This is a genomic window from Paenibacillus sp. YIM B09110 (assembly GCF_037167145.1).
Lineage (GTDB): Bacteria > Bacillota > Bacilli > Paenibacillales > Paenibacillaceae > Pristimantibacillus.
This window is the reverse complement of record NZ_JBANSP010000002.1, coordinates 348367-370357: the sequence shown is the minus strand read 5'-3', so window position 1 is coordinate 370357 and position 21991 is coordinate 348367. Positions and strand designations below refer to the sequence as shown.

General features: G+C 50.4%; 18 protein-coding genes. 6 read left to right on the top strand and 12 right to left on the bottom strand.

The window, feature by feature from the left end; translation table 11 throughout:
- Positions 1-33: 33 nt before the first annotated feature.
- Complete coding sequence (locus V8F51_RS03975; protein WP_337098746.1) at positions 34-2085, bottom strand: helicase-associated domain-containing protein; 2052 nt, start codon at positions 2083-2085, stop codon at positions 34-36.
- On the bottom strand, positions 2082-3782 hold the full coding sequence (locus V8F51_RS03970) for a DNA repair helicase XPB (protein WP_337098745.1): 1701 nt from the start codon (positions 3780-3782) through the stop codon (positions 2082-2084). The genes V8F51_RS03975 and V8F51_RS03970 overlap by 4 nt, the downstream gene beginning before the upstream one ends.
- Before the next feature lie 160 nt (positions 3783-3942).
- Between V8F51_RS03970 and V8F51_RS03965 the strand changes: the two genes are divergently transcribed.
- The gene (locus tag V8F51_RS03965) at positions 3943-4794 is read left to right on the top strand and encodes a thermonuclease family protein (protein WP_337098744.1); all 852 of its coding nucleotides are present in this window, start codon (positions 3943-3945) and stop codon (positions 4792-4794) included.
- Between the two features lie 56 nt (positions 4795-4850).
- On the opposite strand, the gene V8F51_RS03960 is transcribed toward V8F51_RS03965, so the two are convergent.
- Entirely contained in the window at positions 4851-5291 is a 441-nt protein-coding gene (locus tag V8F51_RS03960) for a CBS domain-containing protein (protein WP_337098743.1), read from the bottom strand.
- 93 nt (positions 5292-5384) lie between these two features.
- The gene (locus V8F51_RS03955) at positions 5385-6575 is read right to left on the bottom strand and encodes a M20 metallopeptidase family protein (protein ID WP_337098742.1); all 1191 of its coding nucleotides are present in this window, start codon (positions 6573-6575) and stop codon (positions 5385-5387) included.
- A 270-nt stretch (positions 6576-6845) separates the two neighbouring features.
- Between V8F51_RS03955 and V8F51_RS03950 the strand changes: the two genes are divergently transcribed.
- Both V8F51_RS03950 and ftsW read left to right on the top strand, forming a co-directional pair.
- Positions 6846-7190: a YugN family protein gene (locus tag V8F51_RS03950; RefSeq protein ID WP_337098741.1), complete on the top strand. Its 345-nt coding sequence runs from the start codon at positions 6846-6848 to the stop codon at positions 7188-7190.
- Between the two features lie 11 nt (positions 7191-7201).
- Entirely contained in the window at positions 7202-8404 is a 1203-nt protein-coding gene (gene ftsW / locus V8F51_RS03945) for a putative lipid II flippase FtsW (protein WP_337098740.1), read from the top strand.
- 28 nt (positions 8405-8432) lie between these two features.
- Here the strand turns inward: ftsW and V8F51_RS03940 are convergent, their stop codons facing one another.
- Complete coding sequence (locus tag V8F51_RS03940) at positions 8433-8810, bottom strand: Asp23/Gls24 family envelope stress response protein (RefSeq protein ID WP_337098739.1); 378 nt, start codon at positions 8808-8810, stop codon at positions 8433-8435.
- 180 nt (positions 8811-8990) lie between these two features.
- On the opposite strand from V8F51_RS03940, the gene cax reads away from it, so the two are divergent.
- A complete protein-coding gene (gene cax / locus V8F51_RS03935; RefSeq protein ID WP_337098738.1) occupies positions 8991-10049 on the top strand; it encodes a calcium/proton exchanger in 1059 nt (352 codons plus the stop codon).
- A gap of 58 nt (positions 10050-10107) precedes the next feature.
- Here the strand turns inward: cax and V8F51_RS03930 are convergent, their stop codons facing one another.
- The 5 genes from V8F51_RS03930 to V8F51_RS03910 form a co-directional block, all read right to left on the bottom strand.
- Positions 10108-10395 carry a YlaN family protein gene (locus V8F51_RS03930; RefSeq protein ID WP_337098737.1) on the bottom strand — a complete coding sequence of 96 codons (288 nt, stop codon included), beginning with the start codon at positions 10393-10395 and terminating at the stop codon, positions 10108-10110.
- A 137-nt stretch (positions 10396-10532) separates the two neighbouring features.
- Entirely contained in the window at positions 10533-10775 is a 243-nt protein-coding gene (locus tag V8F51_RS03925) for an HPr family phosphocarrier protein (RefSeq protein ID WP_337098736.1), read from the bottom strand.
- Positions 10776-10939: 164 nt separating this feature from the next.
- A complete protein-coding gene (locus V8F51_RS03920; RefSeq protein WP_337098735.1) occupies positions 10940-12061 on the bottom strand; it encodes an aminopeptidase in 1122 nt (373 codons plus the stop codon).
- A 102-nt stretch (positions 12062-12163) separates the two neighbouring features.
- A complete protein-coding gene (locus tag V8F51_RS03915; RefSeq protein WP_337098734.1) occupies positions 12164-12874 on the bottom strand; it encodes a hypothetical protein in 711 nt (236 codons plus the stop codon).
- 150 nt (positions 12875-13024) lie between these two features.
- Positions 13025-14980 carry a diguanylate cyclase gene (locus tag V8F51_RS03910; protein ID WP_337098733.1) on the bottom strand — a complete coding sequence of 652 codons (1956 nt, stop codon included), beginning with the start codon at positions 14978-14980 and terminating at the stop codon, positions 13025-13027.
- Positions 14981-15447: 467 nt separating this feature from the next.
- On the opposite strand from V8F51_RS03910, the gene rpsD reads away from it, so the two are divergent.
- The gene (gene rpsD, locus V8F51_RS03905) at positions 15448-16047 is read left to right on the top strand and encodes a 30S ribosomal protein S4 (RefSeq protein WP_337098904.1); all 600 of its coding nucleotides are present in this window, start codon (positions 15448-15450) and stop codon (positions 16045-16047) included.
- Between the two features lie 414 nt (positions 16048-16461).
- On the opposite strand, the gene V8F51_RS03895 is transcribed toward rpsD, so the two are convergent.
- Positions 16462-17964 (bottom strand): flotillin family protein, encoded by a 1503-nt coding sequence (locus V8F51_RS03895; protein ID WP_337098731.1) that lies wholly within the window; start codon positions 17962-17964, stop codon positions 16462-16464.
- Positions 17965-17993: 29 nt separating this feature from the next.
- Complete coding sequence (locus V8F51_RS03890; RefSeq protein ID WP_337098730.1) at positions 17994-18524, bottom strand: protease; 531 nt, start codon at positions 18522-18524, stop codon at positions 17994-17996.
- A 301-nt stretch (positions 18525-18825) separates the two neighbouring features.
- Between V8F51_RS03890 and V8F51_RS03885 the strand changes: the two genes are divergently transcribed.
- Positions 18826-21900 carry a transglycosylase domain-containing protein gene (locus V8F51_RS03885; RefSeq protein WP_337098729.1) on the top strand — a complete coding sequence of 1025 codons (3075 nt, stop codon included), beginning with the start codon at positions 18826-18828 and terminating at the stop codon, positions 21898-21900.
- Positions 21901-21991: the final 91 nt, after the last annotated feature.

Sequence of the window (21991 nt, the reverse complement as noted above, 5' to 3'; positions counted from 1 at the left end):
TATCATAACCGCTTAGCCAATAGGTAGAGATTATTATGGATATGGACGGCCAGGAATAACGATCCTCATCTCGTCCCACATATCCGGTGTCAGCCTTATCGGCATATGATCCGTCGCCTTATCGTTCCTGAGTATGCCCACAACTGCCCAGTCTCCGCCCTGCTGCTCGAGACGCTCAGGAACGAATGAATGCAGCTCGCTGTCCATCCGAAGCTGGAGAGGAGATTGCCAGGCTAACGCTCTCTCAATAAGCTCCTTGCGCGTGGAATGATGGTATACGCGTAGCTGCTTCGTCCACATGGCGGGCACAGTCTGCTCCTGCGACTGCAGTTGATCGTTCAGGCGTTCCCGAGCGCTCACGAGTTCAAAGTGCGCAAGCGTATTCGGCGTGTGTAGAAACGAATACGCACCTGTGCGCCTTACTTCAGCTTCATCCCATTCGGCTTCGGTATCAGAACCGGACACTGCCTCGCGAATAACAGGATACGACGCTGATACGTATGATGCTGCTGTCTCCTTCGAGCGCAGCGCCTTCTGCGCCGGATAACCGGCACGCTGCAACAGCTTTCTGATATCAGGTACTAGCGATGCATCCACTATGAAATCGGTTGATCCGATTTCATGCAGAAGCATCGGGGCAAGCACACTGCTCATACGTACCCAATCTGCCATCTGCTTATTGTCGCATCGCAGCAGCGTTACTTCCTCGAACCAAGTGCGGCAAGCTTTGCCCGTCCACTCCTCCAGCATCACGCCGACGGTTTCGGGCAGCGGCAATTGTCCGCTCTGCTGCTCCAGCCATGAGATCATTGACAGCTTCGTCCGTCCGAACTCCAGCGCACGCGTCACGGAGCTTGCTGTCAATCGATATATAGCCACCGTTTCATCAGCGACTAGCTCAGCGATCAGCGCGAGCTCCCAATGAACTGCCAAGCGGCAACCAGGCTCTACGATGATTTCACCATTCTGCTGCACACGCAGCTGGCGATCACGATAATTGACACTAGAAGCAGATCCCTTCTCTGCGTCTATCTTCCTTGTATAAGCGTTCAGCTTCCATCTAATAAGCTCCGTTGTCTTCCCGCTTGACGTTGCTTGGGCTGCTTCCATCCATCCGAATGCTAGCAGCAGCGACAGCCAATCAAGAGCCTTCCCTTCAGCCTCCTTGTCAAGCCTCCATCGATTCTGCAAATTGCGAATATCTTCCGTTCGATACCATTTGCCAACTTCCAGCGCACAAAGGGCAGAAACAAGATGTGCGGATGCGGCATCCACAGGCAGCAGAAGATCCAAGCACCATTGCAGCAGACGCCATTCCCGTTCTTCTTCGTCTTGCCATAGCCAGGAGGCTAGACGATCCTCTCTCCAGCGGAGCATATTGTCATCGAATCGAACCAAATCGAATGCCGCTGCTGCTTCTAATAGGAATGCCGCCTTCAAGGAATAGTGCTCTCGTTTAGACCAGCTTAATCCAGAGGCCATCAACGTTTGCTCCTCGAACACCGCCTTTTGTACGATAGCGGCGACTGTTTTTTTCGCTAATACGCCTTTGGATGTTAATGCCATGCTACATTGCCCCATGACAGCCAGTGCATCCATCAATTGTTTGCCAAGCGGTTTGTTGACTGGCATTGCCGTCACTGTGCCTGATAACAGCATATCGCTAGACGAGACCTGCTGTACTTCGGAAGGAAACAACGATTGCTGCCATGCCAGGAAGCAGTCTCTAGGCAGGAAGCATATCCGCTCGCCCCATACTTTAACGACAGCAAACAGAATACCCGCTTGCTCAAGCTCCGCCTGTGCCATATCGCATTCCGCGCCCGACATCATCGTTCGTCTCCGCACTTCTCTTATGAGACGCTCCTCGGTTATCGGCTCTGCCCCGAATGCTCTGATCATTTCTGTAAGCAGCATCGCGGCATGAGAAGACAGCTTATCCGCAGCCACCCCAACCGCCTGGAGATTTGATGCAGCTTCCACCCAGTCCAACTGCCTTCGATTAGCGTCCGACCAGACGCGATGATTAATGAATTCCATTTGTTGCTGTTTCGTTAACTTCTTGGACAACTCGCTCAGCTTCAATGGTTTACAACCTCCTTATCGGCATCCAGATCAGAGAGCAGCAGTCGATCGTAGGTATAGCCTTGTTCCAGCATGAACAGCTGACGTTTCAACGCGAATTCCGTTTCTTTCGTGTGATCGGTGACGATCGTATAGAACCACGCCTCGTTCGCGGCTGCCTTCGGACGAAGCAGCCTTCCAATGCGCTGCGCCTCCTCTTGTCTAGACCCGAAGCTGCCCGAGAGTTGGATCGCAACTGCCGCGTCCGGCAAATCAACGGCAAAGTTGGCCACCTTGGATACGATCAGCACCCCGATCTCGCCCGACTTGAACCGTTCATAGAGCTTCTGCCGCTCGACATGCGGCACTTCCCCTGTGAGTAAAGGGGCATCAAGCTTCTGCGATACGTCGCGCAGCTGTTTCAAATATTGGCCGATTATAAGCGTCGGCTTGCCTGCGTGCTCTCCCAATAGCTTCTTCAACGCTTCCATCTTGCCAGGATTCTCCGCTGCAAGACGCAAGCGCGAACGTGCTCCCGCGATGTTATATTCATCCTTATAGGCTGGCGTCAGAGGCACTCTTATTTCCGCACAGGAGACGGCAGCTATATAATCGTCCCGCTCGGCTGCTTTCCATTGCAGATCGAACTGCTTCTGACCAATTAGCGAATATACGTCCTCCGCACAGCCATCCTCGCGCACGAGCGTAGCCGTTAGACCGAGTCTCCTTGTAGCTTGAATGTCCGCTGTCATCCGGAACACCGGTGCAGGAAGCAGATGCACCTCGTCGTAGATAATGAGTCCCCAATCCCGCTCCGAGAACAGCTTCATATGCGAGAAGGGCTCATCCTTCGACTTCCGATGGGTCAAAATATTATAGGTTGCAATCGTGACGGGACGCACCTGCTTCAATGCCCCGCAATACTGACCGACTTCCGACTCGCTCAGAGTCGTTTTATCGATCAGCTCGTCCTTCCATTGCTTAACGGACGTTGAATTAGATGTCAGAATAAGCGTGGCGCTGCTCAACTTCGCAAGCGCGGCAATACCGACAATCGTCTTCCCTGCGCCGCAAGGCAGAACGACAACGCCGCTGCCTCCCTGCACCGTACCGTCACGATAGAATTGCTCAGCCGCCAGCCTCTGATACGGCCGAAGTCCGAACGACTTTCCTTGCAGCGTTACGTCTCTCAGCTTCACGGCAAGCGCTTCTCCCGTATGGTAGCCGGCCAGGTCAATAATCGGATATCCAAGCCTTGTGAGCTCCTGCTTCAATTCTCCTCGGCAAGCATCGGATAGCTGCCAAGTCTCCGCTGTACGTCGCTTGGCGACCCACTTATCTATGGCAGAAAGAGCAGCAAGTTCCTCCATCAATTCCTTGTCTCCGCTAAGCAGCAGCACGTCTTGATCAACCGTCAGCGTCAGCCTGCCGTACCTTCCAATCAGCCTGCGAATGGATGATTCCGCAGCGAAGGGCAAGTCATAACGTCCATATGTGTTAAGCCAGCCAATGAGCTCCTCCGCTCTATAACCGGCAGCTGCCGCATTCCACAAAGACAAAGCTGTAATCCGATAGGTGTGCAGCGTACCAGCCTGCTTCACGGCTTCGGCGAACAGCAGCAGCTTTTCTCTTGCCTGCTCTGCGCCGCTACTCTGCTCATCCAGCAATATCGTCAAATCGGATAAGACGATTATCGCTCCTTCTGATTGCTCCAGCATTGATTTCCCTCCTCAAACAGAGTCCTTCTTCTGTCAGTATGAAAGGTTTTTTATGATTTTATGCCACTCCGTGACCAATGAATTGCGATTCTTGGTCGTATTTTGTGGTATATTAATTGAAATAGGCTTCATCATTACGACTGATTGGAGGTATGCGAAGGTGAAACGAATAGGAATAACGTTGCTGCTGCTTGGCTGCTTGACGTTAGCCAGCTGCTCTTGGGCAACAACAACCCCTCAGAAACTACAAACGAACGTATGGTATTCCGTATCCGATTACATCGACGGCGATACCTTCAAAATAAATGTCGGAGACGACAACCGTACCATCCGACTGCTCTATGTAAATACTCCGGAAATTGCCCATGAGGATTCGAATAGACCTGAAGAGCCTTTCGGCAGCGAGGCATCCATATATACGAAGCAAGTGTTAACGGAGTCTGCGGAGGTTCGGCTTACTTTCGATAAGGAGCAGATGGACAAGTACGAACGAACCTTAGCCGTGGTTGAGCTGAAAGACGGGCGAATATTGAATGAGCTGCTGCTCAAAGAAGGCCTTGCCAAGGTCATGATCGTCGAGCCAAACGTCAAGCTTGAGAACGTGTACAAGCAGATTGAGCAAACCGCGAAACAAGCGGAGCTGGGCCTCTGGGGAACCGATCGCGAGAAATTCAAAAATGCCTATCCGGTCAAGACGGCGGAACAAACCGGAATCGAGCTTACCGTCAATAAGCAAGACGAACTTGCCACGATAAGCAATGAATCCGGACAGGACATAGAGCTAGCCGGTTGGAAGCTCGTGAGCGTCCGAGGCAATCAAACGTATGAATTCGAGAAATATAAGCTGGCCGCAGGCGAGAAGGTTACTCTCTCTTCTAATAGCGGCAATGATCTGCTGCCTGACAAAACGCTGCGTTGGGGCAAGGAAAGCGTGTGGAGCAATAGCGAGACGGATCCCGGCGAACTGTATAATGCGAATAATGAGCTTGTCACCGTGTGGGAAGATAAGTAGTGCAAAAGAAAGGCTGGCAAGAGGCATGTACAATGCCCCCGCCAGCCTTTTATTAATTAATGCAGATGTCCGCTATGACTATGCTCGGAAATAGCGCTAAGAGCAGCCTCGGCTTCATTGGCATAAATATCCCTTACAGCTAGATCGCCTATGGCGATTACGCCAACGAGCATCCCTTCCTGAACGACGGGCAGCCTTCTAATCTGATGCTCCGCCATTAATGCCGCTGCATCGTCAGCGGAGGACGGAGGCTCGATCGTGATTGGAGAAAGCGTCATTACCGTCTCCACAGCCTCTGAGCCTGGGTTTTTCTCGGCGTATCCTCGCACGACCAAATCCCGGTCCGTTACGACACCGACCAGCTTATTTCCATTAACAATCGGTATGAATCCGATATCATGCTGCTTCATCTTCACCGCAAGCTCGTAGACATTATCGAGCAGCGTCGCAGTAACACAATTCGTTGACATTAATTGTTCGACCGTATGATTACTCATTCCATCATCATCCTTCCTTGAACGTGCATCGGCGATTAGCTTGCCCTTCGGCCGCAGCGTTCATACGAAGTCTAGATAACGGGATGTTTATGATTAGCCTACAAATTCACTCGCATAATGCTCTGCCATACCAATTAGCAGCGAAGCGGAGTTGCCCATCGCCCGCTCGTCGATATCGAATCTTGGATGGTGATGCGAATACGTTGCTCCGCACTCCTCATTGCCAGCGCCAACAAACATGAAGCAGCCCGGCACCTCGTTCAAATAATAAGAGAAGTCCTCGGCAACGGTTAGCGGCTCTGAATGCTGAACCGACTCTTCGCCGAATAAGGTTGCGCCTACTTGGAAGAAGCGTTCCGCTTCCTTGTCGTCATTGACGACCGGCGGGTAGCCGATCCGCATATGATACTCGTACTTCGCTCCGTGCATCTCGCAAGTATGCCGGATCACGGACTCCAGGCGTTCGTGTATAAGCTTTCTCGTATGCTCGTCGAACGTTCTTACGGTCCCTTTCATACGGCATCTCTCTGCCACAATATTGTTCGTCGTTCCGGCTTGGAAAGATCCGATCGATACGACAGCCGGGTGCAGCGGATTAACGCTGCGGCTCACGATCGTCTGCGCGGCTTGCACGATGGCCGAACCGACAACGATCGAGTCAACCGTTTGGTGCGGCAGTCCGCCATGGCCTCCACGACCGATAATATCGATAACGAATTCATCCGCGGCCGCCATGAACGCCCCAGGTCTCGAGGCAACTATTCCATAGGGAATCGGTGTCCACAAATGTACGCCGTAGATGGCATCTACACCATCAAGCGCCCCGTCCTCGATCATCGGCTTCGCTCCGCCAGGCGTCTGTTCCTCGGCAGGCTGGAACAGTAGGCGGCGTTCTCCGGCGATCTGATCGCGATTCGCCGAATAATAAGCGGCTACGGCCAGCATAGCTGCCGTATGGCCATCATGTCCGCACGCATGCATCACATTCGGCACCTTCGATGCGTATGCGCACTCCTTCTCATCCTGAATCGGCAATGCGTCAATATCTGCCCGCAGCGCCACTACGGGGCCGGGCTTATCTCCTTTAATCGTAACGATTAATCCATGTCCGCCTACGTCGCGCTGCACTGCGCAGCCAAACTCTGCAAGTCTGGTCGCAATCCATTGCGATGTTACTCTCTCGTGAAAGGATAACTCAGGAAACTGATGAAGATGTCTGCGCCACCGTACCATATCGGGATAGAGACGCTGCATCGCATGCTCTATTTTTTTGTGATTGTGCATATCTCGAGTCTCCCTCTCCGCACGAACTTTTTTCATCTATTTTAACAGATAATCGAGGCTTTGAGGAAGCTTATTAAACGAGCCGCTATACCTTCCGCTACTGTTCTCAAAAATGTCACTATTAAGGTAATGATGACTAAGGAGTAAGGGTTGCGCTAGCTGGGGAAACATACTATCATGAGTAAAGAATGGACAACTTATGTCTGATGATTGGAAGCAGTAGCTTGCAGAGCCAGGTTTGCTTCAACAAAACCTTTAGGAGGAACTACCATGATTATTGAAAATACCGGATTAAACGGTGTTAAGAGCGAACTGCACCATTTGGACGAATCCGCCGAGAAAGTTGGCTTTGTTCGTTGGCAATGGGAATACTATCGCGCTACATACGATTTGAAGCTTGAGGATCACGTGAACGGCAACGAATACTTCCTGCGCATCAACACACGCGCCGTCGAAGGCAAGCTGGAATCGCCGCATGCTGTTCTCGATATCGAGGCCGTTTATATTGGACGAGCTACTTTCCCGCACGGAATGGAATATGAATCGCCGATTCCGCAAGCGATCATGAACACGGCTACGCAACGCATCGAGCAATTGAAACAACTGTTGGCTTAGGCGGTCGATTTATGAAGCAACCGCAGAACGGTGGCCGTGGAAGACCAGACTTTCTGCTTCTCGTAATGACGCTTCTGCTCGTCGGCTTCGGACTTGTCATGGTCTACAGCGCAAGCTCCAGCATTGCGCTCGTTGAAGAGAACGACGCGCTGCACTTTACTAAACGCCAGCTCATGTGGGCTGGCCTTGGCGTATTCGCCATGCTGTTCAGCATGAACATTCGCTACCAGGTTTACAAGAAGCTTTTCCTGCTCTACTTCATTCCGGTTATGTTTCTGCTCGTGCTCGTGCCCTTCGTCGCTCCTGATATTAACGGCGCAAAGAGCTGGATTCAGATTGGCCCCTTCACGGTACAGCCAACGGAACCAGCTAAGCTTGCTGTTATTCTGTACCTTGGAGCGCTTATTTCGAAGAAGGGCGACAAGTTCCGAGACTTCAAGAAGGGGCTTCTGCCGGTTATCATTATCGTTGGCGCCGTGTGCGGCATTATCATGATGCAGCCGGATTTGGGCTCCTGCCTCGTTCTTGCGGCAAGCGCGATCGTAATGATTTTTGCAGGAGGAGCGAACTTGAAGCAAGCAGCGACATCGGGACTTGCCGTTGTGCTTCTCGTCGCCGTCGTATTCAGCATTTCGATGGCGATGGACCCTAAGAAGTGGGAATATCGGATCGATCGCTTCACCTCTTATGCCGATCCGCTAGCTGACGCACAAGATTCAGGTTGGCAGTTAGTATCTTCCCTTCAAGCGTTCGGCCATGGCGGTATAAGCGGCGCCGGATTCGGTGAAAGCGTACAGAAGCTGCATTATTTGAAATTTGCGTACAATGACTTCATCTTTGCGGTTATCGGCGAAGAATTTGGATTTATTGGCGGTACATTGTTCATGCTCTTCTACTTATTCTTCTTATGGCGGGGCCTCATCGTAGCATTGCGCTGCTCGGATGAATACGGTACAGTCGTTGGCGTCGGTATTGTTGGACTTCTTGCCATTCAAGCCTTCATCAACATCGGAGGCGTAACCGGAGCCATCCCTCTTACGGGTGTTACTTTGCCATTCATTAGCTATGGCGGCTCGTCCTTACTCGTCTGTCTGATGAGTATGGGCGTCCTGCTCAGCATATCGAGAGAATCGAATCGAAGCGAGAAAGCAAGCACCACCCGCAGCACAGCTGCTACGACTCGCTCAAGCCAAAAAACGGTATCCATCCGCTAAGATGGATACCGTTTTATTATGGAGTGCTTTATTTAAGTCTTTGAGCCTCTTCAAGCTCTTCCTCTTTGAACGCGACGCCCTCTACCTTCACGTTCACCTCAACAACATGCAACCCTGTCATATTCTCAACCGATTCACGTACGTTCAGTTGAAGCTGACGGCATACCTCTTGAATCGGAATGCCATAGTGAACGATAATCCGAAGATCGATTGCTGCTTCGACTTGGCCAACCTCGACGGAAACGCCTTTTTGAACGTTTTTGCCGCTGAGACGTTTAGCCAGACCTTCCGAGATGCCGCCCGACATCGCTGCAATGCCCGGTGTCTCAAGTGCCGCTAGTCCCGCTATCGTAGCTACTACATCATCAGAAATACGAATAATACCTGTTTGAAGGTCTTCGGTCATGTGATTCACTCCTCGTTTTTGCCATATATGAACATTGTAATAGATGGATACGATGTAATCAAGGAGGCTATGCTTTGAATATACCCGCGAATGTTATTATATTGGTAAAAGTTTACTTCCCTCCTTTTTTTCGCTATAGTATTAACAGGATTTCAGCACAGTCAAGATGAGGTGGAGCTATTGAATCAGAAGTTGTTTTTCTCGGGGCTTATTGTCATGTTCGCTCTCAGCGCAGTAGGGCATTACGCTCATTGGGACATGACGGTGCAATTCGTCATATCCGCGATCGCGATTATATTTGTGGCGGGCTTCCTAGGCAAAGCTACTGAAAGTGTCGCACACTATGCCGGGCAACGGCTTGGCGGCTTTCTGAACGCCACGTTCGGCAATGCAGCTGAACTCATTATCGCCATCTTCCTCGTCAAGGAAGGTTTGTTCGATATGGTGAAGGCGAGCTTGACGGGCGCTATTATCGGCAACCTGTTGCTTGTGCTTGGACTTAGTATTCTGCTTGGCGGCTTGAAGTACAAGGAGCAGCGGTTCAACAACCGGCTCGCCGATCATAACTCTACGCTCATGATTATGGCCGTCATCGGTCTATTCGTCCCAGCTGTATTCGTCGTATCCGAGAAGTTCACCTTCGACAAGGACCAATTCCTAAGCCTTGCGGTAGCGGGGATACTCATTGTCTCTTATGTGCTGTGGCTTCTCTTCTCGATGGTAACGCACAAGGATATGCTTGCCGACGTGGAGATGAATGCCGATCACGGCGAAGAGCCTGCTTGGTCGAAGATGAAATCAATCCTGTTCCTCGTTCTAGCTACTGTAATGGTCGCATTCGTCAGCGAATGGCTCGTACATACGCTGGATACATTCTCGGAGCGCTTCGGACTGTCAGAACTGTTCATCGGGGCATTCGTCATTGCCATCGTCGGCAACGCGGCAGAGCACAGCGCTGCGGTCATTCTCGCAATGAAGAACAAGATCGGGGCAGCCGTGGAGATCGCTATCGGCAGCAGCTTGCAGATCGCTTTGTTCGTTGCTCCAGTGCTCATTATCGTCAGTACGCTATTCGGCAATACGATGGATATCGTATTCACCCCAATCGAGCTGACCGCGATCGGCGTATCGGTCTTTATCGCCAAGTCTGTTTCCAGGGACGGCAATACGAACTGGTACGAAGGCGTACTTCTGCTCATGGTATACGTCATTCTGGGGATTGCGTTCTATCTCGTATAACGTAGCGCATGACAATTATATAGGCAAAAAAAAAGGAGTAGTCTCCCGAATCGGGGGACTACTCTTTGCGATCTAACGCTTCATACAGCAAGGCAAGATTTCTTTCAAGCCTGCTGACGATTTCTTTCCCAGCCAGCTCAGCAAGTAATCCGGCGCGAACGGCAAAGTCGACCTCTCTCGAGAAACCGTACATTTGCGTATCTAGAACTTCCTCGTACAGCGGACATTGACGAGTCGTCAAGTTCTCCATCTGAACTTCGATCAACTTTTCTATTTTACTCGCATCTTCCTGAAGGAGACGAAGCGCTTTCTCATGCAATTGAACAGTTATTTCCGGTGAAGACATCGTTTTCCCCCCTGTGCGCGTACCGCCGTCTTCTATACCTTTTATATTAGACGAAAAAGGACGAATACACAAGGACAAAACAGAAAAGCACTCCTTCGCGAAAGCGAGGAGTGCTTCAGTTGGAAACAATCGTACAATTATTCCGTAATTACAGATACATTAAGGTTATGCTTAGCGAATACAGCTGCCATTGCAGCCTTCGCTTCTTCAGCGTCAGGTCCGTGAACGTGAAGCTCGTAAGCGTGACCCCCGACAAGCGTCGTGAACAGTCCGAGAATGCTCTTTACATCGATATATTTACTCTCGGCTTGTAGAACGATGGATGAGCGGAATTGGCCAGCCGTTTGGGAAATTTCAACTATTGCAGCATTATTGGACATGGGAGATCCCTCCAGTTAATTTAGTAAAGCTTACCTTTGACACCATGATAACCTGAAATCTCACATCCATCAAGAGGGAAAATGAAAAACGCTTTATTTTCCAATTTTCATAGCTTGAGATACACTGTCGTAACGCTTTTTATATTTGAGAATAGAAGCTATTATTATTCGCCCTTTAGGTTCTCCGGATTGAGCGCTTCAAGCTCTGGAATAACGAATCGACCGTCTTTGCGAATCAATACGTCATCGAAATAAATTTCTCCCCCGCCGTATTCCGGTCTCTGAATAAGCACCAAATCCCAATGCACAGACGAACGATTGCCATTGTCCGTCTCTTCATACGCTTGACCCGGCGTGAAATGCAAGCTGCCGGCGATCTTCTCGTCGAACAGAATATCATTCATCGGATGCAAAATGTACGGATTAAAGCCGATCGCGAACTCCCCGATATATCTAGCCCCTTCGTCTGCATCCAATATTTCGTTTAAACGTTTCGTATCGTTGCTCTCTGCATTGACGATCTTGCCATTCTCGAACGTAAAGGAAATGTTCTGGAACGAAACGCCGGAATATACGCTAGGCGCGTTGTACGTAATCGTACCCTGCACGGAATCGCGAACCGGAGCCGAGAACACTTCGCCGTCAGGAATGTTCCGATGACCGGAGCATTTCTTCGCTCCTATGCCCTTGATTGAGAACGTAAGGTCGGTGCCTGGCGCGACAATACGAACTCGGTCCGTCCTCTTCATCAGCGCTTGCAGCGGATCCTGCGCTTTATCCATATTCGCATAATCAAGATTGCATACATCAAAATAAAAGTTCTCGAACGCTTCTGTGCTCATGTTGGCGAGCTGCGCCATAGACGGATTCGGATAGCGCAAAATAACCCACTTCGTCTTCTTGACACGCTGCTCCATATGTACGGGGTTGCGATATATTTGCTCGTATAAACGCATTTTCTCTTCCGGAACATCGGACAGCTCATTCGCGTTCTCGCCGGAACGAACGGCAATATAACCTTGCATATTTTTCATGCGCTCCAGATCAAGCGCTGCCCATAGTTCAAGCTGCTCCTTTGTTGCATGAAGCAGCATTGTCCGCAACACCGAGCGGTCGCTCGTCTCGATGAATGGTCTGCCGCCGCGCTTAGCTACCTCCTCGATCAAGCTTTTGGCAAGCTCACGCTCTGAACCGATTATATCGATCAACACATTGTCGCCAGGCTGTACGTCGATGGAGTAACAGACTAGATTTTGTGCAAGTTTCTGAATTCTTGGATCGCGCATTCGTTCATCTCCCTTTTATGTTTAATTGCTTATTTAGCGACTTCCCTTCCATAGTATCGTACCATAAGGTAAAACGACTGTCGCCGTTCTTACGGCTCAATGTCATTGAACAGCTGCGCTTGAGGCTCCGTCGAAGGCATGAAACCGGATTGTCGTATGGCGCGCCTCGGAAGCCTTCTTACCACCGTATTCATACTGAAATTCCGTATGCTCATCCAGCCTGAGCGGAAGCAGCCGGTTCTCGTCAATAACGAGCTCATAGCTCGTCTTCGTACTCATCGACCTCAACATCGCTTCTAGCTGCTTGCGAGAACGCTCGGCCTCCTGCTCCCACTCTTTCTTATAAGGAGCAGAGTCGGGCGGCTCATTCACAATAAGCGCCTCAAGTTGCTGCCTAAGACGCTGCTCCCATTTTCCCTTGGCAGAAGCGGCTTCCTCGGCAATATGCAGCGTGATCTTATCTGGCTCAGACGTATCGCTTACATCGATTTTCAGGTTGTCGGATTGCGCAAGCGACTCGAGAACCTGAGCAGGGTTAATACGGAGCTGATCACCGCTGTTCGTTTGGAGCGTTAACTGTTTATGATCGGTGACTTTGCCTTGGAACGTCTGCGGGCTGACTGGCATCGCCCCGTCCAAGCTCATGTCCATTGATCCTGTGAACGCATATTGATCCATGGCCGCAAGACCCGAATAAGATAACGACAGCCACTGCTCAGGCTCTCTCTGCACTGTCAGGCCGCCACAGCCCCCCAAAGCGATACTAGCGCATAATAAGATACAAGCGGCATTCTTCTTAGGTTTGTCTCTCATAAGCTCTCCTTTCGCATTACAGACCTTCTACGTAGACTCCCCTCACGCATCCCCGTCTTATTCCTCATGCCGAAGAGAAAACAAAAGAAAAGAGCGTCGAAATCGACGCTCCCCTAAAGATTTACGTTATTCTTTATACATTTCGACCCATTAGCTTTGTCCGACAAAAATACAGTTTCTACCATTGTTCTTCGCTTCATACAACGCCATGTCTGCACGATAAAATAACGATTCCACGCTAATTTTCTCGTTCTCGAACGTCCATTCCGATACACCGCAGGATACGGTGACAACCGGATCGGTCTCCGCTTCGACATGCATCCGTATGCGCTCGGCAATCCGATACGCTTGCTCCGCTCTAATGCCCGGCAAATACACCGCGAGCTCCTCGCCGCCCCAACGCGCAGCTATATCGCCTTGCCTGATCGATGCGTTAATAATATTGCTCACTTGGATCAATATTTGATCGCCTACTTGATGTCCGAACGTATCGTTTACTTTCTTAAAGTAGTCAATATCGACCAGAATGAGTGCTCCGAACGGATCCTTGCGCTGGCGGTTCTGAATTTGCTCATTCAAATAATGACGCGCGTGCAGACCGGTTAAATTGTCGGTAATGACCATTCGTCGCACCTCAGCATGCAAGGAGGCATTCGTAACGGCAAGACCTATATGCGTACTCATCACTTGCAGCAGCTTATAGTTATCATACGAGAAGAAGTTCGGTACCTTGTGCGTGACAAGAATAACACCTACCACTTCTCCATCCACCATAATCGGTGCGGCGATGAGCGAGCGCGAGCCCGTATTGTCCATTAGCTTCGATGTCACGACTCTCGTATGCCAATAGTCCGAAATGATGAGCGGTTCTCTTGTCCTGTATACCATGCCGCAGAAGCCGTATTCCGGCGAGAAATGCTCGCTCGCCAGCGCCGGGAAGTTGCTCGACATTACGACGAACTGATCCTTCTCCTTATTCATCTGCAGAACGCAGCAATAATCGGCATCGAATATCGTAAGCAATTCGCTCGTCGCGAATTGAAATATTTCCTTAAGGCGCAGCGACTGATTAAGACGCTTCGTCAGCTCATTAATAAGCCTCAGCTCATTAATAAGCAAGTTGGACTGCTCGTATAACTTGGCGTTCTCGAACGCCGATCCAGCCGTGTCGGCAAGCAGCAGAAATGCCGGCAGATCTGCCTCATCCCATTTGCCAGGTCCAATCGTCATGCACAAGACGCCGTATGCGGCTTGCTTACCCGTCATCGGAACCGCCAGACGAATCGTGCCGTCACGGTCGTGCTCGCTTGCATATTGTCCGTCCAGGAACGCTTTGGCTACGAGATCATGCGCCGCATTCTTGAATACGAGCGGCTTCACGCGCTCATCTCCGTTGAGATGATCCTGCGATAAGTACAGATGAACCTCGGAGCTTGGATAAAGCTGCTCGAGGCTGCTCAGCATCTCTGACAGCACCGATGATACATCGATCTGATCATAAAGCCGCTTCGCGGCAAGAAACAGCGCGTCTCTTCGCTTCGCTTCCTTCTCCGTCTGCTTCTGTTGCACGAGCAGATCCTGAACATAGAGCTGCTCGAACATGCGGTAGAAGCAACTGCGGAAGTGATAAGCGCATATCTCTACATTAGGAGCATGGCGCGCTGATGAGGCATCTGCTTCCGCTTCGGTCACATAACATAAGACCGAGAACACCAGATCCTCCGTACGCTTCCTTATCGGCACGCCCACTACATGCAGCTTGTCCAAAGTTATTGCAACCGTCAACCTCTGTTCAAACACGGAGGAAATAACGGTATCCAAAATAGCGGTTAAGCCATCCGGCCGATCAATGCTGAGCTTCCCAGCAACAGCAACACGCTGGAAATCCGCGCCGAATAATGAAAATTCACCAGACTGGAACAAAGGGAGTCCTTCCGCCTCGTTGATCCACTGGTGAAAGCTGTCGTCTAGTAATGGCGGCAAATAAGGCTCGTCCGCTTCCGTAATATCTTCGCTGGCAAACCAAACGGCTTCAGTACTTGTTGATGCGCGATCTTCCGTTAACGATTCGCTATAAGCAGCATCGTTATTAATCCGATTAACCATACGGCACCCAACCCTTCCGTCTGTAAAGCCAGGAGATGAGGTTACATTATATGATAGGCATACATGTTAAGCTCAGCTTATACCGTAGCTTATTCAATAAGCAGAAAGCAATTAATGACCCGACTTAAATCCGGTACGTCAACCAATAATTCCTTCTTGTAATAATTATTATCTTACTCCATTTTTGATATTTTTGCACTACTCTCCCCAAAATTTATAGGACTTTAGATGCTTATTACAAAGTTTTAATTTTATGAAGTACAGCTTGACATTCAGTGTGAATCTCATATAATATTTATTGTTGAATACATGGGCGTACGGTTTTGTGTCACCCTCAATGATTACGTACACTGATAGGCCAGCGGCTGAAGTGCAGATCAGGGACGAGCGAGCTCGGACATTGGACGTAAACGGCGAAACACAACCCCATTCTCAAAATTTATTTGATGAAGGAGTTAACACGACGCATGTCACGTTATACAGGACCTAAATTTAAACTAAGCCGCCGCCTAGGCATTTCTTTGAGCGGTACAGGAAAAGAATTGAAACGCAATTTCCCTCCGGGTCAACACGGCCCTAACCAACGCAAAAAAATGAGCGGTTATGGCGTTCAATTGCAAGAGAAACAAAAGCTTCGCCACATGTACGGTTTGAACGAAAAGCAATTCCGTAACTTGTTTGACAAAGCGGCAAACATGAAAGGTAAAGCCGGTGAAAACTTCATGGCTCTCCTTGAAAGCCGTCTTGACAACCTTGTATACCGTCTTGCACTTTCCAACTCCCGTGCTGGAGCACGCCAATTGGTAGCTCACGGTCACGTAACAGTTAATGGCAAAAAAGTCGACATCGCTTCCTACACGGTTGCTGTTGGCGACGTAATCGGTTTGCGCGAGCGCAGCCGCAGCCTGAAAGCTGTTAAAGAAGCTATGGAAGGCCGTCATCACCTTCCTAACTACCTTGAGTTCAGCGAGCAAGCAATGGAAGGCAAGTACGTTCGCCTGCCAGACCGCGGCGAGCTGTCCCAAGATATCGACGAGAAACAAATCGTCGAGTTCTACAGCCGTTAATAAGACGAAGCCGAATGAATGCAGCTGCATTCATTCGGCTTTTCTTTTATTACAGCAAGCCTTTGCTTCCCGCCCATTTTGCCTCTAAACGATAGCCTCCCGTAACATATACCCAATCAATCTGCACAAGACATTCATACAGTAAAGAGTACTCAACACGTAAGGAGGTGCATTTTTAATGTCCGGTTGCGTAGGTGGTGCTTCCAACAACATTGGTTTCATTTTGGTCCTCTTCATTCTGTTGGTAATTATTGCATGTAGTTGTGGAATTGGCGGCTGGGGCTACTAATTGAATGCTCTGTAAGTTGCCTCCATGCACATTCAGACATTTAACTCTATATCTGCATACAAAAAACAGCCAAGGGGCCTGCTGTGCGGGCTTCTTGACTGTTTTTGTAGTTTCCATAACAATGTTTAATCTTGCTCAGTCATTCGGCTTAGCGCGGATGAGGCGGGCGAGGTTGAAGCTGTCGCCCGTGAGGTGAGCCCTCTGATCAACCCGTTCACATCGATGCCGGACACACTCTTAAGCATTTCAGGAGCGGTTGCCATTAGATCGGTCACATAGTTGCTTAGACGGGCAGCGCCTTCCCCTTTGCCGGTATCCACGACGGTGAGCGTATCAATCGCCCCAATCGGCGAAGCGATCTGACCAGCGAGCTCAGGCAGCATTTTCACGATAATATCGAGAACCGCCGCTTCGCCGAATTTCTCGAAGGCTTCGGCAAGCTTCTCCTTCGCTTCCGCTTCAGCCAGTCCGCGCAGCCTTATTACGTCGGCTTCGGCCGTACCCTTTGCCCGCTCCGCTTCGGCAACCGCAAGACCGTCCAGCCGCTTCTGCGCGGCGAGCGCTTTCGCCTCGGCTTCAATGCGGTATTGCACCGCGTCCGCCTCGCGCAGACGCTTCGCTTTGTCCGCTTCAGCCGCTTGCTCTACGGCATATCTGTCGGCATCAGCCTTCTTCTTCACTTCCGCGTCATATTGCTTCTCGCGGCGCAATATTTCCTTCGCTTCGAGATCGATCTCGCGTTCCTTTCTCACGAGTTCGACCTTCATTTGCTCCTCGACGACGCTTTGCTTGGCACGCGCCTCTTGAATCGAATAGGCTTGATCGGCTTCGGCCTTCGCTGTATCCTGATCGCGCTTGAACGAAGCCACCTTCATCTCCTTGTCCTTCTCCGCCTCGGCAATATTCGTATCGCGCAGCAGTTCTGCCTTCTGCCCCGCCTCAGCCGCTAAAGCCTTCTGAATACGCGCATCGCGCACCGCTTCCGCCTCTGCAATCTCCGCATCGCGCTTCACCGCTGCTATTCTCGGCTTACCCAGCGCATCGAGATAACCGTGCTTATCGCGCAAATCCTTGATCGTGAATGATACGATCTGCAGCCCCATTTTCTTAAGATCCTTGGCGGCAACTCCTTGTACTTCTTGAGCGAACTTATCGCGGTTGCGATACACTTCCTCCACCGTCATCGATCCTAGAATCGCTCGCAAATGCCCCTCCAGCACCTCTTGGGCCTCGCCCTTAAGCGCTTCGGTCGGCTTGCCTAGAAACTGCTCAGCAGCCGTTGCAACATCCTCTACAGCTCCGCCGATCTTAATGATTGCGACACCGTCAGCCATAACAGGGACGCCTTGCTCCGTATACACCTCCGGGGTTGATACATCCAGCTTATGCGAAAGCAAAGATAGAAACTCAGCCTTCTGGAAGATCGGCAGAATGAAGGCGCCGCCGCCGCGAATGATTTTCACTTTCCTTCCAGAGTCATCGGTCAGCGCATTACGGCTGCCCAAGAATGATCCTGTAACCAGCATCGCTTCATCAGGACTAACGGTTCGATAACGAGCCCAGAAGGCAAGCCCCAGTACAACAATTACTCCAACAACAATGATCGGTATTAACAAATGTTCCGGCATATCGAATGACTCCTCTCTCGTGCTTGGATTTAGGATAAGTCCACTTCAGATACAAATAAGGTACTGTCCTTCACTTCGACGACGACGACGCGGGAACCGGCAGTAATCGGGACGCCTTCAAAGCTCGCCGCGATCTGATTCGTAAACCCCGCTCCGACTTTAACGAGCACTTCGCCATATCCTTTATCGGGAATAGAGACAAGCACCTCTGCGAGCGATCCTGACAAAGCATTCATTGAGAAAGCAATGGAATTCTCGCTTCGCTCCATCGGTCGAACATATAGAAAGAACACGCCGACGCCAGCGGCTAAAGCAATGAGCAGCGCAAGCGCCAATACGACGCCTATACTTAGCGAAGTGTATCTGGTAAGCATAATCCCGGCGCCGCCAAATACGGTAATACTTCCAACAAGTGCGGTTGGCTGCAGCCACGAATGGCCGTCAAACGAAAGAAAATCAAGCACGCCGTCCAATGCCAGGCTAAGCCAATCTCCGAATATGACGCTGACGATCGCATACAGAATGCCGCCGATCAGACAGGCTAAGTACAGCGTTTCCACCTTCCCTCACCCTCTTCCTATAACCATATTTTCCAACTATTCCCCATTATGTATTACGCCCTAAAACCCAATATGTTTCAAAATCGTCGAAAAATAAGCAAAAAAGTTGTAAATTGCTCCGTTTACAGCAGTTATTACGGTCTCAGGCTGATTATTGCTGAATTTCACGTTTAAGCAAAACATTTTAGCCCCCCGATACGTCAATGAAATAACGAATATATATGAGCATACGGTTAGTACCTGCTTCTATTGGTGTTTTATGTTATAATGGACTTGCTATTTTGGAGGGGGAATTAAAAAGATGCAAGAAGATCGTCAGCCGGCGCCAACGAAACGAAGCAAATGGCGAACATTCGGAATCGTAACTTTTATAACTGTAAAATGGATGGTATACTTCGGAATATTCATCGGCTTGCTAGCAGGCGGAGCCGTAACCGGCTATGTGGCTGCTCTCGTCAAAAACGAAGAGGTCAGGCCCCGTACCGTCATCGAGGAGAGAGTCGGGGAGAACTCGCTCACCGGTTATGTTTACTTTAATGATGATTCGCTTGTCGGTCAGCTTCGTACCGACGAAGACCGTATGATCGTAGAATATGAGGATCTGCCTCCGCAAGTAATAGACGCCCTGCTCGCTATTGAAGACAACAACTTCTTCGAGCATTACGGCGTAGATATTAACGGCCTTGGTCGCGCGGTCAAGCAGAAGCTTCTTAACGAGGAAACACAAACAGGCGGCAGTACGCTGACGCAGCAGCTCGCAAGACGCGTATTTCTGAGCTTGGACAAAACCGACAGCCGGAAGATCAAAGAAATCTTTTTGTCGCTCCGTATGGAAAGATATTTGACGAAACCGGAAATATTGGCCGCTTATTTGAACAAGATGCCTTTCGGCAACGGTTCGAGCGGCTATCAAGTATTCGGGATTAAGGCTGCAGCCAAAGGAATATTCAACATTACCGATCTGAATCAAATTAATATCGCACAGGCCGCCTATCTCGCAGGCTTGCCGCAGCGCCCGTCCGCTTATACGGCATACACGGGCAAAGGGCAATACAACGAAGAAGGCATCAAGCTAGCCATCGAGCGCCAGCAAATGGTGCTTCGCCGCATGCTTGAGACTGGACGCATCGATCAGCAGCAATATGATGAAGCGCTCGCCTTCGACGTTCGCAAGACACTTGCTGCGCCAAGCGAGAAAGCTTATACGACTTATCCTTATCTCATGCTGGAAGCCGAGCGCCAAGCCGCGGAAATTATGCTTATGCAGCAAGACCCGGACTTGACGAAGGCAGACCTGAAGGAAAACCCGCAATTGCTTGAAGAAGCTAGAGATCATCTGCTTCGCGGCGGGTACAAGGTATACACAACGATTGATAAAGATATTTACAAGTTTATGCGCGAGATCGGCTCCAATGAGGAGAACTTCACGCCTTATAGCGAAGAGAAAGGCCTTGAGCAAATTGCTGCCGTCATGCTGGATCATAAGACTGGCGCCATTCTCGGTATGCTCGAAGGTCGCGATTTCTACGAAGAGCAAATGAACTACGCTACCCAAATGACTCGCCAGCCAGGTTCAACGATGAAGACGATCGCTGCTTACCTGCCTGCGATTGAGCAAGGCATCATCCAACCGGCCAGCATTATCGATGATTCGCCGATCGTCATGAAAGATTATCAGAAGGGCTTCCATATCCCAATGAACGTCGATAAGAAGTTCTCCGGACTTGTGACGGCACGCGAAGCGCTTAACAAATCGATGAACATACCAGCGCTAAAAATATTTAACGAAGAGCTTAAGATCGAGAACGCTTGGGCGTTCGTCAAGAAGCTTGGCATTACTACGCTTCAGCCGGAGGACGCTGGCGCTCAGACAGGCGTAATCGGCGGTCTAAGCGTCGGTGTCTCGGTGGAAGAGCTTACGAACGCTTACGGCTCTATCCCAAACAACGGCATATACAATGATTCATACATGATTGAGAAAATTACCGATGCTGAAGGTAAAAGCATTTATGAGCACGAGGCAAAGCCTGAACGCGTATTCTCCGAGCAAAGCGCGTTCCTTATTACAGATATGCTGTCGACCGTCATTTCCAGCCCATCGGGCTCAGGTCATGGACTGACCTCTCAGTTCGAGCATTACGGTGACATTCCCATTGCCGGCAAAACAGGCTCAACGCAAAGCTACGGCGATGTATGGTTCATGGGCTTCTCGCCAGACGTTACGCTAGGCGTATGGGCGGGCTACGAGGAGCAGATCAACTCTCTCTCGACCGAAGGCAAGAAACGCGCTCGCGCAATCTGGGCAAAGATTATGGATCAGCTTGTTGAGAAGAAACCTGAGTTGCTCGTTACGGATAAGTTTAATAAACCGGACGGCATTGTGAAGGCAACTGTATCCAGCGCAAGCGGATTGCTTCCTTCTCAATTGACGAAAGAAGCAGGCATGCTTGTAACCGACTGGTTCAACAGGAAATATGTGCCGAAGGCGGTTGACGAATCACTTGTGAAGATGGCTTTCATAACCTATGAAGGCGTCAACTATGTGCCGAATCCGGCTACTCCGCTCGATATGCTGAAGGAGCAGATCGTTGTCAAGCGCAAGAAACCGCTTGATGCGCTAATGGATGAGATCAACGCAGCGCAAGCGAAGCTGCCTGCGAAGAGCAGACGGCCGATGGCGGTCTACTTGCCGAAGGATGCGGCTAATGACGCGCCATCCAAGCCCGATCCTCGTGTAGACGATGGAGCAGCGCCTCCGCCCCCGAGCAATGTAAGGCTAAATCAAGCCGACGGCGTACTCATTCTAACGTTCACCGATAGTGCAGCGAAGGATGTTGTTGGCTACCGTGTGTACAAAGCAATTGACGGAAACGCGCCTACGAAAGAAGGCGAATCGATACCTGCCGGCAACGAGTACAAAGCGAAGCTATACGCGTCGAACGCGCATAGCTACAGCTTCTATGTTACCTCTGTCGATGTCGTGGGCAACGAATCTCAGCCTAGCTTGATGGTTCAGTACGGTGACGCTCCAATCATTCCTGAGCTGCCTACTGACCCTGGGGAAGGCGGCGGAGAGCCTGGCGGCGGCACAGAGCAGCCTAGCGGCAATGCTCCAGCTGCTCCGGAAGGCTTGCAAGCGACCAAGAACGAAGTTAGCGTTACGCTCAGCTGGACGCCGAACTCCGTATCGGATCAAGTTACGCAGTACCATATCTACCATAGTCCGGGCAACAACGGACAGTATTCCTTAATCGGCTCCACTAGCGAATCGCAATTCGAGTATATCGATGTACTCGTAACAGGCGCATTCTACGTCACCTCCGAGAACGCAAGCGGCCAATCCGCACCTTCTCAGGTCATCGTTGTTAACAACTAACAACGATAGGAAACGGTATCCCCTCAGCCATTGGCTTGCAGCGGGATACCGTTTTTTCTTTAATCATACAATCCCGACTTGACAGCTGAGA

Excerpts from the sequence above, each read along its gene's own strand:
- V8F51_RS03970 (WP_337098745.1), bottom strand. The coding sequence starts at position 3,782 with ATGCTGGAGCAATCAGAAGGAGCGATAATCGTCTTATCCGATTTGACG.
- V8F51_RS03960 (WP_337098743.1), bottom strand. The coding sequence starts at position 5,291 with ATGAGTAATCATACGGTCGAACAATTAATGTCAACGAATTGTGTTACT.
- V8F51_RS03955 (WP_337098742.1), bottom strand. The coding sequence starts at position 6,575 with ATGCACAATCACAAAAAAATAGAGCATGCGATGCAGCGTCTCTATCCC.
- V8F51_RS03950 (WP_337098741.1), top strand. The coding sequence starts at position 6,846 with ATGATTATTGAAAATACCGGATTAAACGGTGTTAAGAGCGAACTGCAC.
- ftsW (WP_337098740.1), top strand. The coding sequence starts at position 7,202 with ATGAAGCAACCGCAGAACGGTGGCCGTGGAAGACCAGACTTTCTGCTT.
- V8F51_RS03940 (WP_337098739.1), bottom strand. The coding sequence starts at position 8,810 with ATGACCGAAGACCTTCAAACAGGTATTATTCGTATTTCTGATGATGTA.
- V8F51_RS03930 (WP_337098737.1), bottom strand. The coding sequence starts at position 10,395 with ATGTCTTCACCGGAAATAACTGTTCAATTGCATGAGAAAGCGCTTCGT.
- V8F51_RS03925 (WP_337098736.1), bottom strand. The coding sequence starts at position 10,775 with ATGTCCAATAATGCTGCAATAGTTGAAATTTCCCAAACGGCTGGCCAA.
- V8F51_RS03920 (WP_337098735.1), bottom strand. The coding sequence starts at position 12,061 with ATGCGCGATCCAAGAATTCAGAAACTTGCACAAAATCTAGTCTGTTAC.
- V8F51_RS03915 (WP_337098734.1), bottom strand. The coding sequence starts at position 12,874 with ATGAGAGACAAACCTAAGAAGAATGCCGCTTGTATCTTATTATGCGCT.
- V8F51_RS03910 (WP_337098733.1), bottom strand. The coding sequence starts at position 14,980 with ATGGTTAATCGGATTAATAACGATGCTGCTTATAGCGAATCGTTAACG.
- rpsD (WP_337098904.1), top strand. The coding sequence starts at position 15,448 with ATGTCACGTTATACAGGACCTAAATTTAAACTAAGCCGCCGCCTAGGC.
- V8F51_RS03895 (WP_337098731.1), bottom strand. The coding sequence starts at position 17,964 with ATGCCGGAACATTTGTTAATACCGATCATTGTTGTTGGAGTAATTGTT.
- V8F51_RS03885 (WP_337098729.1), top strand. The coding sequence starts at position 18,826 with ATGCAAGAAGATCGTCAGCCGGCGCCAACGAAACGAAGCAAATGGCGA.